Origin of the sequence: Thermoleptolyngbya sp. PKUAC-SCTB121, from assembly GCF_016919485.1 — a bacterium.
Classification (GTDB): domain Bacteria; phylum Cyanobacteriota; class Cyanobacteriia; order Elainellales; family Elainellaceae; genus Thermoleptolyngbya; species Thermoleptolyngbya sichuanensis.
This window is the reverse complement of sequence record NZ_CP070366.1, coordinates 1,647,245-1,661,665: the sequence shown is the minus strand read 5'-3', so window position 1 is coordinate 1,661,665 and position 14,421 is coordinate 1,647,245. Positions and strand designations below refer to the sequence as shown.

Annotated in this window: 12 protein-coding genes; 7 read left to right on the top strand and 5 right to left on the bottom strand. The window is 56.2% G+C overall.

Annotation, left to right across the window (positions count from 1 at the left end; all coding sequences use genetic code 11):
• Positions 1-135 precede the first annotated feature (135 nt).
• From JTM80_RS07000 to JTM80_RS06990, 3 genes are all read right to left on the bottom strand, one after another.
• Positions 136-2,334 carry a hypothetical protein gene (locus tag JTM80_RS07000; protein ID WP_205370844.1) on the bottom strand — a complete coding sequence of 733 codons (2,199 nt, stop codon included), beginning with the start codon at positions 2,332-2,334 and terminating at the stop codon, positions 136-138.
• Between the two features lie 548 nt (positions 2,335-2,882).
• The gene (locus JTM80_RS06995; protein ID WP_255548920.1) at positions 2,883-3,044 is read right to left on the bottom strand and encodes a helix-turn-helix transcriptional regulator; all 162 of its coding nucleotides are present in this window, start codon (positions 3,042-3,044) and stop codon (positions 2,883-2,885) included.
• 290 nt (positions 3,045-3,334) lie between these two features.
• Positions 3,335-3,502: a helix-turn-helix transcriptional regulator gene (locus JTM80_RS06990; protein WP_255548888.1), complete on the bottom strand. Its 168-nt coding sequence runs from the start codon at positions 3,500-3,502 to the stop codon at positions 3,335-3,337.
• Between the two features lie 255 nt (positions 3,503-3,757).
• On the opposite strand from JTM80_RS06990, the gene JTM80_RS06985 reads away from it, so the two are divergent.
• From JTM80_RS06985 to JTM80_RS06965, 5 genes are all read left to right on the top strand, one after another.
• The gene (locus tag JTM80_RS06985) at positions 3,758-3,997 is read left to right on the top strand and encodes a hypothetical protein (protein ID WP_205370842.1); all 240 of its coding nucleotides are present in this window, start codon (positions 3,758-3,760) and stop codon (positions 3,995-3,997) included.
• A gap of 317 nt (positions 3,998-4,314) precedes the next feature.
• Entirely contained in the window at positions 4,315-4,932 is a 618-nt protein-coding gene (locus JTM80_RS06980) for an SRPBCC family protein (protein ID WP_225906784.1), read from the top strand.
• Positions 4,933-5,025: 93 nt separating this feature from the next.
• Positions 5,026-5,745, top strand: a complete 720-nt coding sequence (locus JTM80_RS06975) for a hypothetical protein (protein WP_172353262.1) — start codon at positions 5,026-5,028, stop codon at positions 5,743-5,745.
• Between the two features lie 24 nt (positions 5,746-5,769).
• Positions 5,770-6,456 carry a 5'/3'-nucleotidase SurE gene (gene surE, locus JTM80_RS06970; RefSeq protein ID WP_172353263.1) on the top strand — a complete coding sequence of 229 codons (687 nt, stop codon included), beginning with the start codon at positions 5,770-5,772 and terminating at the stop codon, positions 6,454-6,456.
• A 728-nt stretch (positions 6,457-7,184) separates the two neighbouring features.
• The gene (locus JTM80_RS06965) at positions 7,185-8,984 is read left to right on the top strand and encodes a GMC oxidoreductase (RefSeq protein WP_172353264.1); all 1,800 of its coding nucleotides are present in this window, start codon (positions 7,185-7,187) and stop codon (positions 8,982-8,984) included.
• A gap of 165 nt (positions 8,985-9,149) precedes the next feature.
• Here the strand turns inward: JTM80_RS06965 and JTM80_RS06960 are convergent, their stop codons facing one another.
• Entirely contained in the window at positions 9,150-9,569 is a 420-nt protein-coding gene (locus tag JTM80_RS06960) for a phage holin family protein (RefSeq protein ID WP_172353265.1), read from the bottom strand.
• A gap of 842 nt (positions 9,570-10,411) precedes the next feature.
• On the opposite strand from JTM80_RS06960, the gene JTM80_RS06955 reads away from it, so the two are divergent.
• Positions 10,412-10,594, top strand: coding sequence for a YqaE/Pmp3 family membrane protein (locus JTM80_RS06955; RefSeq protein WP_068508908.1), 183 nt, complete (start codon positions 10,412-10,414; stop codon positions 10,592-10,594).
• A gap of 209 nt (positions 10,595-10,803) precedes the next feature.
• Here the strand turns inward: JTM80_RS06955 and JTM80_RS06950 are convergent, their stop codons facing one another.
• Complete coding sequence (locus JTM80_RS06950; protein ID WP_172353266.1) at positions 10,804-13,500, bottom strand: putative PEP-binding protein; 2,697 nt, start codon at positions 13,498-13,500, stop codon at positions 10,804-10,806.
• 384 nt (positions 13,501-13,884) lie between these two features.
• Here JTM80_RS06950 and ilvN point away from each other — a divergent pair, with 384 nt between their 5' ends.
• Positions 13,885-14,409: an acetolactate synthase small subunit gene (ilvN, locus tag JTM80_RS06945; protein ID WP_172353267.1), complete on the top strand. Its 525-nt coding sequence runs from the start codon at positions 13,885-13,887 to the stop codon at positions 14,407-14,409.
• Positions 14,410-14,421: the final 12 nt, after the last annotated feature.

The following is a 14,421-nucleotide window of genomic DNA, read 5'->3' as shown; positions in this document are numbered from 1 at the left end:
ACATCGCCAATCCAAAATCCAAAATCCCAAAATCGATAGGACTGACGCACTTTCGATTAAGTTTTCTGGGTTTTGGATGATTTCTCGCGGGCTGCGCCCGCGAGAAATCATCCAACTGCGTAAGTCCTAATCGATTTACTTGGGGAAGTTAGGCAGGTCAATGGCGGCCAGGGACGACAGTTTCTTGGATGGGCGCGTGGGGTAAACCACGGGCGCGAGGTTCGCTGCGGCTTCGGAACCTGTCGCTTCAGGATTGCTGCGATCCGGGCGAGCCGGAGCCGCAGACTCTGCTGCCGTAGCAGCCCAGCGATGGGCTTCAAAGGGCATGGTCAGCAATTTGGGCTGCACGGGCACCGGTCGGGGCGGCATGGGGGGAATCGGTGCCGAAGCAGCAGATCGAGATACCGAATTGTCCGACGGGGGCTGGAGTTGGGATTCCTCAGCGCCATGCAGCGCGGGGGGTGGCGTGTTTGGGGAGGGGTCGCCTGCTGGCTGCGTGGGGTGAATTTCGCCATCGGGGGCGATCGCCTCGGTCGAAAGCGCCGCCAACTGGTCGATCAGCCCTGCTTGCACCAGGTCTTCGGCAGAGACTTCCACCAGCTTTGCCAGGTCTTGCCAGAGGCTCGTTTCTGCATTTGGGTCAGTGCTGGGAGCGCTGCCGACTTCGTTTACCAGGTCGGTGAACTCTCGGAACAGAGAGCGCACATTGTCCGCAACCGAAAGTTCAGCCGCCGAAAGGTCAGCCGCCGAAAGGTCAGCCGCCCGCAGTTCCGCACTGGCTTGTGGGTTCAGTTCCAAAGCAGCCGCGTTCGTGGGGTCTAGCGCTGGCGACGCACCGGCCGCCGCTGGCCTTGAGTGGCTTGCTCCTGCTCCAAATTGAAACGCAATGACGTTCGTCGTCACCGTTGCAGCATCGCTACCTTCGTCCAGAGGAGCGACAGATTCCGTCCCCTCGGCATTAATCAGGTCTGGATCAGTCCCCTCTTGAGCAATCCCTCCTTGAGCAAGGCTAGAACCTGGCAGGGACACACGGCCCTGTTCCGCTTCGTTAGACAAAAGGGCATTGGGCAAAAGGGCATCTGCGGAAACCACATCACCCAGCCACGCCGCCGTTTCCTCCGCATTTTCAGGCTGGTTGGCTAATACATTGACCAGCTTGGGGGGAACCGTTGACTCAGCGGATTCTGCTGACCACGGGCGGATCGTCGCCGCTTTGGGCAACAGCGACGGAGCCGAGAGCAGTTCGGCGGCAGGAGGGGACTGCCAGGGCTGGGGCGTGGACTGTGGCGTGGGCTGGGCGATCGCCTCGCCGGGTGTATCCAGCAGGGCTGCCGGAACCTCCAAACAACGCTCCAACGCCGCCTTGAACTGGAGCGTATAGCGCTGTTGCCGCTGGAGCCGCGTTTGCAAATCTCGTACCAGAGCCTCGCTATGAGCCAGCCGCTGCGCCTGCTCTTCGTAGCGCTGCTGGGCTAGCTGATTCTCTTGCTCAAGCTGCATAATTCGCTCTCGGCTCAGCGCTAGCTCCTGGGTTACGGTTTCTGCCAACACCTGCTGTCGATGGCTAAGCTGCTGGGTCGCTTCCAGTTGCTCCGTAAGCTGAACAATTTGCTGCTCCAAGGGCTGAATGGTGGTCTGCACCTGATCAGCGGCGATCGCCGTTGCCGCACGAGCCTGCTGCTGCTCCAGGGCATCCTCCAGCATCGACACGCGATCCAGCAGCGCGTTGTTGCACTGGTTCAGTTCTTGAATCAGGCTAATCAAATCGGCAACGCTGGGAGAAGCGGCCTCCGGTTCGCTGGCGGCTGGAGCCACTACATCCCAACTGGGGCGCTCTGGAACAATGCGGCGCGTGGTCGGCGGCACTGATTGACCCGATTGAGGCGCTGCATTGGGCGAAGTATTGGGCGAACTAGGATTGCGCGATTCGGTATTGCGCTGGGGCTGGATAAAATGCGATCGCCCCGGCTGCGATCGCCCCGACTGCGGCTGACCCACCTGCGGACTCGCTGCCTCGCCGTATGCCGCCTCGCAGTACACAGACTGCCGCTCGATCGCGTCTGCGCTGATAGCGTTTGGAAAATTCACAGGCTGCCACTCTTCCCAAGACCCGACTGGGGATGATGCCGCCTCAGGGTTAGAAACAGTCGGAACATTACTCGGAACATGATGAACACGATTCGGAACGTCCGGGTCTGCGGGCACGGATTCCGGTGCGGCTTCTACGGGCGGATCCGTCGAAAACTCTGCCCAGCCCGCAAACCAGCTCGAAGGGGAGGGCGGATTTACCGAGTTTTGGGCTTGTTCGTTTTGAGAAGAGTTTGGCTCGCTCATCGATTTGACCTGGCAGGGCGGGAGGCATTAAGTCAGACTTACTCTTGTTAACACAGAAATCGGAGTTGAGAACGATTTTTTTTACCAGGTTAGCGCCAGAATACTTCCCTGGAGTGATATCGCTGGAATCCGAGATATCATTGTTCACCAATATGACCGAATTGGGCGCATCCCAGTTATGCACGTTTGCCCTCATCCCCCAGCCCCTTCTCCCAAAAAAGGGAGAAGGGGAGCCGGATTGGAAGTCCCTCTCCCGCTTTGGGAGAGGGATTTAGGGTGAGGGTTACAAAAGTGGGATACACCCACCGAATTGACCTAGACACTATCTTTCAAGTAGTTCAACGAAACGTTCCTGAGAGCACCTCAATTAATTGCCTTATTGAGAATTTTAGGAGCCTGAAACCCTTGTTTTCTCCTAGCCATTCTCAAGAGGATCTGAATTTTTCGAGGTGCCCTCTATCGAGAGTAAGGAGCATGTCATTTTTGCAAATTGCCCTCATCCCCCAGACTCTCCTTTCGTAGGAGAAGGAGAGACAAATCGAACATTGCTATGTCTTGTTTGGTCTGGAATCGTCGGGTTCGTAAACCATGAGATCACCAGGCTGACACTGGAGCGCTTCGCAGAGAGCGTTCAGGGTTGGTTCGTCAATGCGGGTGAACTGGCGTCGAGTTTTCATGCGAGAAATAGATGTTGGATGCATCCCCAGCATCTCAGCCAATTCATTGTTGCTGATATTCCGTTCAGCCATGATGACTGCTAACCGCCAATGAATCACGCCCTTTACCGCTTTGCCCAAACACACGCTGTCTGCGGTGATGCTATCACTCGGTTTCGTCCGGCACTGCTTTCTTGGCTTTAGAATCTATTTTAATAGCGTTAGCGGTTTACTTTCTAAAAGACTTGCTCTACACTCAGACAAACCTGAAACGCGATCGCCCCTACGGATCTACAACCTGAAGGGCGATCGCCAAGCGGATGAGGTGTGCCGTCCCAGCGACTCTAAAGCTGATCTGGCAAATCCAGAATCGTCTTACCAATGGTCTGGAGCAACCGCTCTAGTGCCTTCATCTGCTGCACCGTAAAGGTGGGGACATTTTTCCTGAGTTCCCAGCGGCTAACGGTTTGTCCAGAGATGCCCAAAGCGCGAGCAAAATCTTCTTGACTCATTCCCAACTCTTCCCGGAGTTGTTTTAGGGGTGAAATCTCTGTAGGGGATGGGGGGTCTGGCTTTTTGGGCATGGACGAAAGCTAAACAAGTTGTTTAGACATCTTGACCGGCCTCTTTCTAAACAATATGATTAGTCACATTGCTTAATTCAAGAGTTCCAGCGTCGCTCTGGGGAAAAGGACTGCCTTTTCCTTCAGTTTGTCATTTCACTAGTCATTTCAATTGACACGCAGAAACAATCTTAGTGAGAAACCATGATGATGAAAAACAAAAACACCGTTCCCGATCTCATTCGTGCGCCTATCCCCAACGCGCCTGCGGATCGGATCCCCATTCGCCTGCTGATCTGCGGCGCTCCGGCGGGCGTAAACCGGATTGTGCATGAGCTACATGTCCTGCGCTTTGCCCAAGCGGGCGAGTGGAGTCCGCCGCTGCCGTCGCCTGTGGAGGGTGAGGTGATTCGGATTTTGGTGCGATACTTCAAGCCGGAATGAGACAAGCCGGAATGAGACTGGAATGAGAAGCGCGATCGCCCCTCCCACGCTCCGCCCCCTAGTCCCTGCAACCGCAACGGGCGAAAACCTGCCCAAATCTTCTTGCAATCTTCAGGGTTTACCCCCTGGAATCCTGATGATCCCCATTGCACACTATTGATGATGTGTGAATGATGTGTGCTGCCTGCTGGAAAAACGCTTTCTACAAACGCTTTCTACAACAGATTTCGAGCCATGATGGGTTTCGAGTTTGGCTAGGAGGCATAGCATAGCAGGCTCCAGGAGACTCAAGGAGACTCAATAGGAGGCTCAGACTTTTGAATACTCTTCCCTTTTCGGACTCGATGGCTGGGCTAGCGGCTACCAACTTCCAACATCTCCCCAAGACCGAGCGCGATCGCCTGCTGCGAGGCGAGATTTTGATTACGCCGCATCCCATTGACCTGTGGGGCACGGGCGTGACGGCACAGATGCACCTGCCCCTGTCGCCCGACTGCGCCTGGAGCCAGTTGACCCAATATCCCCGCTGGGTAGAGTACTTTCCAGACATCTCCCAGAGCCAGGTCTTGCACGAATGTGCCGAGTCGCGCATGAAAACGCTGTTTCAGGCGGCCAGCAAGACGTTTCTGATGCTGTCGGTGCAGGTGGAGGTGTATTTGAACGTGATCGAGCGGATGCAGGGCGATCGCCGTCAGATTCGCTTTCAGAAGGAACGGGGCAGTTTTAAGCACTTTCTGGCGGAGTTGGTGATCGAGCCGCTGGGCTTTGGCGCGCTGCTTTCCTATAGCGTTGAGGCCGCGCCCTCGCTCCCCATTCCGGCCCCGCTGATTCAGGAGGCCGTGCGTCTCGACCTGCCGCGCAATATGCAGCAAATGCGGCGGGTGCTGTGTGGCGATGTCCGGGGCGGGGCGTTGGGCGATCGCCCGGCCGCCTAGCTCTAGCCCATGTGCTACGTTTGGGAAGTTGGATATGGAACAGTTCCCGCACAGACCCCAATATTCCTAGATATTTCTCAACCTTCCTGAACCATGCCCTGGACTCTTCCCAAGATTTTCCCCGCACTGACGGTTTTGAGCGCCCTCGCGCTGCCCAGTCTGGCTCTCCGACCCGGATTTGCAGCCGATCCGCCCTCGCCCCAGCGCAGCAACGCCCTGCAACGCCTGGAGCAAATGTTTTCGCCGGAAATCCAGTCCACCATTGGAGCCTGTCTGGAGCAGGGCAAGGTCGATGTGGCCGCCGGGCCGACCAGCAGCGGCGCGGTGCGCTGTGGCGATGGGTCAACAACCAGCGTTCCCTATGCTGCCTATGTCGCCACCGTGTCGGACGTGCTGACGGCCAGCAGCCTGGTTGGGTTTCGGGCAGTTTTGCAGTCCAATTCGGGCGTGTCTCCGGAGATGCTGCGGATGTTTGTGAACAGCCCCCAGGGTGGAATCGTGCTGCGTCAGGCCGTGCAAACTGCAATTACCCAGAGCGAACTGCTGCCTGCCACGGCGACCGCATCTACCGACATCCTCACCGATGCCGTCCTGACGCGGCTATTGCCCAGCCTGCAAGACCCCACAACGCTTGACACGCTGCTGGGCACCCCAGAGCAATATAGCCAGGTGGTGCGGGAGTTTTGCACGGCTCCGGGGATGTCGGTCGAACAGGCGAAATCGCGCTTGCCGCTGAATGAACTCCAGCTTTATGCCATTTGCATTCAGGAGTCGGGCGTGGCCGACGAAGTGCTGCGGCTTGGCGGCCGATAGGGCTTGGAGGCTGGGTAGACAAGCATGACGGTGGTGTTGACCAATGACGACGGGATTGACGCACCGGGGCTGTTGGCATTGCAGCGGGCGCTGGATCAGAAGTGCGTGATTGTCGCACCGCAGCAGCCCTATTCAGGCTGTAGCCATCAGGTGACGAGCGATCGCCCAATTTCGGTGGAGAGGCGATCGCCCCACGCCTTTGCCGTCGGCGGTACGCCCGCAGATTGCACCCGTCTTGCCCTGCGGCATCTCTGCCCAGAGGGATCGCTGGTGCTATCAGGGGTGAATGCAGGTGGCAACTTGGGCGCAGATATCTATGTATCGGGGACGGTGGCAGCCGTACGCGAGGCGGCGCTGCATCGCGTTCCGGGCATTGCCTTTTCGCAATACAAGCGGCGCGGGCTGGAGATCGACTGGGAGATGTCTACGCGACTGGTGCGGCTGGTGCTGGATCGCTTGCTAAATGCTCGCACGCTGCCGGGAACGTTTTGGAATGTGAACCTGCCCCACCTGGAACCGGGCGCACCCGACCCCACGCTAGTATTTTGCCCGCTCTGTACACAGCCCTTGCCGACGGATTATCGCATAGAGGGCGACACGTTCATTTACGCAGGTAACTACAACCAGCGCCAGCGCGATACAGGTGCAGATGTGGACGTGTGCTTTGCAGGCAATATCGCCATTACGCAGCTCCGGCTGTGGGAAGGGTGATGGCGATTTTAGAATTTAGATTGGCGATTTTGGATTGGGACAGGATGCAGGCTAATTGGAATGTTCTTTCCAGATTGCAGGATCTTGTATAAAGCAACCTCCAGGGTTTCAACCGGCCAGCCCAGATTTCGACAGACCAAAAATTCTAGCTTTCCGGGTTTGGAGACGACGAGACTATTCAGCAGCAGGCTGACGGCTTCATGAACATTTTGACCAAAAACATACTTATCGGGAGCATGAATGTTGACAATTTTCCCGTGCTTGACCTTCGGCGAAACCGGCGTTGGTGGGATTGAGCCATTTGAGCGCGACTACTCACATACACCCCAAATCCATTGAGATGAACGTTTTGGCTTCCAATCATGCCAATGATCATCCAGCAAAGTGTTTGCAGATGGCGAGCATCCTGCCACTGAATGTCACATAGACGCAGAAAATCACTCAACGCATCATACATTCAACGCATCATAAAGACGGGAAGTAGGTGACATTGATTTGACTATTTTGTAGTTACTTCTCAGCTAAATCAAGCTCTGCTTCCCTCCTGGCTTTCGTTCCAGCTTTAACCTGTTTTGTCAGTCAAGCAGGTCCAATGTCTTTGCTTTTTGACATAGAGTTATCTTATCTTTCGGGATTGTGGGGCGATCGCGCTGGAGATCTGCATGAAAGGGTTCATCGCTGGCTAGCGCTCTCTTTTTACGCAATCTCTCTGGAGGAAACAAGCCCCCATGTTTACCATCCGCTTTAGAACCGTCAACTATCGCCCCGATCGCCTGGTCACGTTGCGAAATAACATCGACGGCTGGGACAAAGACCTCCCTGGCATCTACGACGGCGGCGAATGGCGGTTTGAACTGCCCGAAGCCCGGTATCCCAACGGTCTCACGTTCAAGTTTGTGCTGGAGCGCACCTACTGGATGACCGGAGCCGATCGGTTTATTCAGCCCCAAGCAGGCAGCAACTTTTTCTATCAAGAGCCGGATATCCAGTTTCCGCCGATTCAGGAAATGGTGGTGGAAAATGGGCACGTCCAGCAGATGTTCTTTCCGCCCAACCTGGACGAGGCGCACCTGTTTGACGTGATTGTGATTGGCTCTGGCATTGGCGGCGGCATCCTAGCGGATCAGCTTTCAAACCGGGGAATGGACGTGCTGGTGCTGGAGGCGGGCAGCTACCTATTTCCCACCCACACCGCCAACCTGCCGCGCCAGCACCGCATTGGTCAGTTTGACAAGCACGTCTGGAGCCTCTACGACGAATTCAAAGTCACCAATTACGCCAACGGCTATGGCTCTCAGTTCGACGGTGGGCAAGCCTTTAGCCTGGGTGGGCGATCGCTCTTTTGGGGCGGGCTGATTCCGCGCATGACCACCTGGGAAATGGAGTCCTGGCCCCGTAGCGTCCGCTGGTTCCTAGAAGACGGCGGCTATCAAAAGGCCGAAGACCTGATGAACCGCGTGCCCTTGCCCCCCACGCCCTATCGCCGCCGGGTCAAGCGCTTTTTGCAGCAGACCCTCGACCAATTCAACCACTTCGATGCGCCAATGGCGGTGCAATATTCCAACACGCAAGACCTAAGCACCATTCCCACGGGCATGTTTTCCACGGCGGATTTGCTGATGGAGTCGATGCTGACCAATGGCCCCCAAGGCAACCAAAACCTTTCGATCAACCTCAACCATCCCGTGGTGCGGGTGGAAACGGCGGGCACATCGGTGACGCAGGTGGTTGCCTACGACCTGATTGCTCAGCAAGAGCGCCGCTATCAGGCAAAGCAGGTGGTGCTTGCCGCAGGGACGATCGAAAGCGCCAAAATCGCCCAACTCAGCAGGCTCAGCGACCCAAACGGCAAAATCGGCGTTGGCATCACCGACCATCCCATTTTCTTCACGCATTTTGTCCTGCCTGCCACCGCAGAACTTTACGACCCCACGTCTTCCAGCAAGGTGCTGTGTCAGTATCGCGAAGGGCCCAATCCGTTCAACATTGTTCTGGAGTTTGGGGCCGACTTTAACCAGGGGCGCTATGTAGATCTGGAACTGCTGGAGCGACATCGGCGCGAGCGGGGCAACGTCATGCTCTGCGAAATCGTGTTTTTGCTGGATGCGCCGCTGATGGAGCAAAATACTGTGCAGCAGTTGGGCCCGTCCTACGTCAGACCTGTGGTGCAGATGCAGCCCTGCCCGGTGGAGGGGGCGCTGTTTGCCGAGATGAATCGGCTCAAAGATCAGCTGATTGCCGCGCTGGGAGGACAGCCGCTAGTGGGCAACGACCTCAGCCTCAAGCCCGCCGGACTGGGCGGCGTTGCCCATGAAGTTGGCACGCTGCGAATGAGTGGCGAAACACAGGATGGTATAGCGCTCAACGATGGCGTGGTGGATACCAACCTCAAGTTTCTGGGGTACGACAATCTCTATGTTTGCGATCTGTCGGTGTTTCCCTCATCGCCCGCCGCCAACCCAACGCTGACGCTGGCAGCAATGGCCATCCGTTTGGCGGAGCATCTGAAGCAGGTGACGCTGGTTTAGCGATTCGAGTTGGAGACTTAATACAGTTGGGAACGAAAAGCGGGACAGCCAGGCACAGCGCCTCAAACCATCCCGCTTTTCAGCTTTATCGCGAATCCTCGAATTGGGGAGGCAGGGAGGGCGATCGCCCCCACTCATCGCTTCACCCCTTGCCAGAACAGCAGTCTAGCTTGCCTTCTCAACTTCTTTCGTTTCCAGCTTCACCGCAGGCGTAGAGCCAGCATTCAGCGTCTTAGCAGCTTCCTTCTCAGCAAAGTAGCGGTTTAGGAAGGTGCTGGCGAAGGTGAGTACCACGGGCCCCAGCAGGAAGGCCAGCAGCCCACTGACCGCAAATCCAGGCACAAACAGCGATGCCAGCCAGAAGCAGAACCCATTGACCACAAAGCCAAATAGGCCCAGCGTCAGGAAGTTAATCGGCAGCGACAGCAGCGACAGCACAGGCTTTACCAGCGTATTCACCACACCAATCGACACCCCAGCGAGTAGGGCAGCGGGAAAGTTCGCCAAAGTCACCCCTGGCACTACGATGTCTACCACCAGCAGGCTCAGGGCTGTAATCAGAGTCGTCAACAAGTATCCCAACATAGCAGTTCCATCCAGGTTGAATCAAAACAACTTGAAGCCTTCATCGAATCTGTGAACCGTCGTTTCACTAATGCTTTTTGTTATCTCATACATCCTGCGATCGCAATAGTTCAACAGGATGAATCACTAAACAGATAACTGGCGTAGATAACCATTGACTAGTGAACGTTTGATTCACTCCATTCACGTCACTTCATCCCATAGATTCAGTATAGTACCGATTAATTTCACACTAAAGCACCTGTCTTTATGGACATCTCTACTCAACTGATTTAGAAAATACGACCTGTTTTAAATTACACGCGGTCAAAATTTATGCTTATCGCCCTTAACTCTCTGCGCTCCGCCTGTCGAGCAAAGCTCAAAAAGCTTTCCAGTCAAGCAGTTTAGAGTTTTTTGGGCGATCGCTCGATGAATCTCGACAGATATTAAAACCCCACTTAAAACTCCACAATGTAAAACTCAGCACATTCATCATTCGCAGCCGAACTGCCAAAAAGGGTAATTTCCGACCTTCGACATACCTTTGACATAAGAGAATACTGACCTTCTATTTCTTGTCCATTTCTAAAGAAATAGAAAAGAAATAGAAACGAATAAGCACGAAATCAATGAATGTGATCTCCGTAACATTCAGGTTCGGATTTTACCCACTAAATCTACTTTTGGAATCGTTTCCAAAGATAATAGTTCGCTACTATAGAAAAGTACAGTTCACTGCACCTGTTGTTCAAAGTTCTTTAGATTTCTGAAGTCTTGAACTTGGCTCTAAAATCATGGGCCACAGGTTCATACAACTGCTCTAGCAACGTTCCCGTTTCCCTTGATTGAGTAGGTGGCTTATGAAATTAGTACGCATTCTCCTATCGGTTCTGCTGCCCCCCGTCGGCGTGTATCTGACCTATGGCTTCAGCTCCACGCTACTGATCAATATCCTGTTGACGCTTCTAGGCTTTGTGCCGGGTGCAATTCACGGACTCTGGGCCGTGATGAAGCATGAGGAAAAGCTAAATCAGGAAGTGTAGTCGAACGCAAGAGTAGCGTTGGGTGATTGGAGTGATTGGAGTGTTGGAGGGCTAGAGCAAGTTGCTGAAGCGATTTTGCGCCTCCGTCACTCCGTCGCTTTCTAGCTGCACTTTACTAATCGCACCGAATTGCACCGAATTGCACCGTCTGCCTGCATCTCGTCTGATTGCAACTTCTGATCGCCCCAGTTAATTACTCCAGTTCGCGCTCATCCCAGCAGTTCGCGCTCTGCGATGACGGTTTCGGCGCGGGCGATCGCCCATTGCACGCTGCGGGCTGCACCGGGCGCAACGCAGAGCGCGGTGATTCCGCAGCGCACCCATTCTTCTACCAAATCAAGGTGCTGACCGGGCAATTCGCCGCAGAGGGTGCAGGGAATGCCGAGGTGGCGAGCCGTCTGAACCAAGTGCCGGATAGCACGCTGCACAGCAGGGTGGCGCGGCGGAAACGCCTCGGAGAAGTGCGGCAGGTCGCGATCGGCCGCCAGCAGCAGTTGCGCTAGGTCATTGCTGCCAATGGCGATGCCCTGCACCCCTGCTTGCACTAGCTCCGGCAGCAAGAACAGCACCGATGGCACCTCTGCCATGATCCAAAGCTGAAAGTCGGGGGTATCCCCTAGCCCGGTCGCCAGCGCCCGCTGACGGCAAAAGCGCACCTCTTCGACCCCGCGCACAAAGGGCAAAATGAGTCGAAGATTGACATAGCCAGCTTGCTGCACCTGTCGCAGCGCCAAAAGCTCCGCGTCAAACCAGGCGGGGCTGTTTTTGTAGCTAAAGGCACCGTGCATTCCCAGGGTTGGGTTTGGCTCCGGAGAACCGGGCTGGGAACTGGAGAAAGCACCCAGCAAGTCCTGCGATCGCACGTCGAGCGACCGATAAAACACCGGGCGGGGCGCAAAGGCGGCGGCAACGGGAAGGATTTTTTGGGCGATCGCCTCTGCCACTTCCTTGGCCGCTTCCTTGCCGAATTCTGCCGGAAACGGGCCAGTCCAGTTTGCGGATATCGCGGATATCTCAGCTATCTCTATCTCAGCTTGAGGAATCGGCGGAATCGTTCTCCCGCGGTTGGTCTGGCTCGCCAATTGATGCAACAGCGGCATCAGCAGATGCTCTGCCCGCAGCAGCCCAACCCCCTCGCTGGGCAAGTTTGCGATCGCATCGAGATCGGCAGCCTGCCCCAACGCCAGCAGCAGTTGCGTGCGGGTGCGGGGCGGCGGGGGGTCGGTCGCTGGAGAATCCAGTCCAACCCTAGACACTGGAGCCATGTCTGGGGCAATTTCTGGAACCCTGTCTAGGGATATTTCTGGAGATATTCCTGGGGATACTTCTGGGGATACTTCTGGGGATATTTCTGGATGGAGTGCCCCCCGCCCCCCCTCTGGCGAAGTTCGCAGGCGATGCACCAAGCCGCGATCGCCATCTACCGTTACCCATTCGCCTGTCCGCAAGATCTGCGTCGCCCCCGCTACGCCCACCACTGCCGGAATCCCCATTTCCCGCGCCAAAATTGCGCCGTGACTGGTCATGCCACCCTGCTCTGTCACAATGCCACCCGCCCGCTGCACCAGCCCCAGCCACCTCGGTGGCACATGCGACATCACCAGCAGTTGCCCTGCTGGAAAGTCTGGCGGCACCTGGCTCAGATCCTCCACCACCCAGACCTGAGCCGAAACCTGACCCGTTGCTGCTGCCAGCCCACGCAATGGCAATGGTTCAGTCGCCGGAGCATTATTCGCCGGAGCGTTATTCGCCGGAGCATTATTCGCTGGAGCGTTATTCACCGGAACCGTTGCGATAGCGGATGACCCCGGAGCCGCCGCCACCGAACGAGGAAACAGCACATTGAGCTGAGTCAGTTGAAACTGAGGCGGTTCACTGGACTCAAGCGGCCCCAGCATCCACTCTAGATCGACGCTGCTGCCAAGGGTTTGCTGAACCTGGCGCGACAGTGCGAGCAATGTCTGAAGTTGCGCTTCGCTCAGGCTGGGCTGCTGCTGTTGGGACGGTTCTAGCAGTTCGATCCGCAAACCCGAAACAGAACTCCGCAGGCCATTGTGGGCAGAAGCAGACGACTCCTGACACAGCCGATAGCAATAGGGCTTGGGATGCACCTGCCGAACCACCGGAAGCAGGTTTCGAGGGGCAGGCTCCGCTGCGGCAGGTTCCTGGCTGGCTGGAGGCATGTGGATGGCAGGGGGATGAGTGAACAAAAAGCGGTCGGGAGCCAGTTCTCCCCACGCTAGAGCGGCCCCCAGCCCCCAAATCGACTGAGTTTCGCAGCTTGTTGGACTCACGCAAGCCGTTCCCGCAGCGATCGCATCCTGAATCGGCTGCACCAGCACGCCCAGATGAAGCTGATGAAGCTGGAGGCGCGATCGCTGCCAGACGAATAGGCTTTTGGCCCGAAACAAATCTGCCCACACCAGCCGCAACGCCAGGGCGATCGCCCCTCGACTTGCCTCACAAATTTGCGACCCCAATAGCCCCCGCATCCGCCCGCTAAAGGTCGGGTCGAGTCCTGCCGCCAGACCGAGCGACGGTCGCAAAACGACCATCGGCGACTGCCACTGCTGCGCTCGCGCCTCGACCTCCGCCAGCCAGTCGTCCCAGAGCGGCCCAGAGAGGATGGACTGACGGATCTTTTGGGCGATCGCCTGAAGCTGCTGCGGCCGATCGACATCCACATGCAGCGACGAATCCGGCAAATCCGCAAATAGCGGCTCCTGCCAGTCCAAACTTGACAGAAACTGCCGCAGCACTCGCGCCCCTACCACAAACCCCGGCACGACAGGAAATCCCCGCTGCTCCAGCAGTCCTAAATAATAGGCTTTGTCTCCGACCTCTGTTCGGTCAGCCGGCTGGATCTGCCCCAACCCGTAGAGGTCTTTGAGTGCGTCCCCATGCATACGCCGTCGCCATTTGAGATGAGTAGTTGCGAAAAAGGCTTGGTAGAGGGGTCTGTCAACCTATTTAAGACGGGTTACTTAAGACGGGTTACTTAAGCGAGTGATTTAAGACAAGTGATTTAAGACGGGTGATCTAGAACGCGGATGAGACTGCGTTCCCGTGTTTCTTAACATCTTTTCATCATACGCTCTGAATTCGCTCTGGATAGACTGGTGCAAAAATTCTCGCAATCCCTTAACTTTCAGACAGGAATAGGGCGCATGGGTCGGGCTAAAATTGATAAGCACAAATCCATTGATAAATACTACGTTTAATCCAAGTCCCGGTTTAATCCAAGTCCCGAACGCTAACCCCGGCGGCGGTTCGCAGTCCCATCGCATCCCATGAAGCATACTATCTCTGTGTTGGTCGAAGATGAAGCGGGCGTGTTGACCCGGATTGCGGGCCTGTTTGCCCGACGGGGGTTCAACATCGAAAGTTTGGCGGTTGGCCCGGCGGAACAGTCTGGCATTTCGCGGATCACGATGGTCGTCCCCGGAGACGACTCGATTATCGAGCAGTTGACCAAGCAGCTATACAAGCTGGTCAATGTCCTCAAAGTGCAGGATATTACCGAAACGCCCTGCGTCGAGCGAGAGCTAATGCTGCTCAAGGTCAACGCCACTAGCGTCACCCGGTCAGAAATTATTGAACTGTCGCAGATTTTCCGAGCGCGGGTGGTGGACGTGGGCGAAGACTCGCTGACGCTAGAAGTGGTGGGCGATCCCGGCAAAATGGTGGCGATCGTGCAGCAGCTTGGTCGTTTTGGCATCCGCGAAGTGGCCCGCACGGGCAAGATTGCGCTGGTGCGCGAGTCGGGTGTGAATACCGAGTTTCTCAAGCTCCAGTCGATGGAAGCGCGGGTCTAGCGGTCGTTTTGC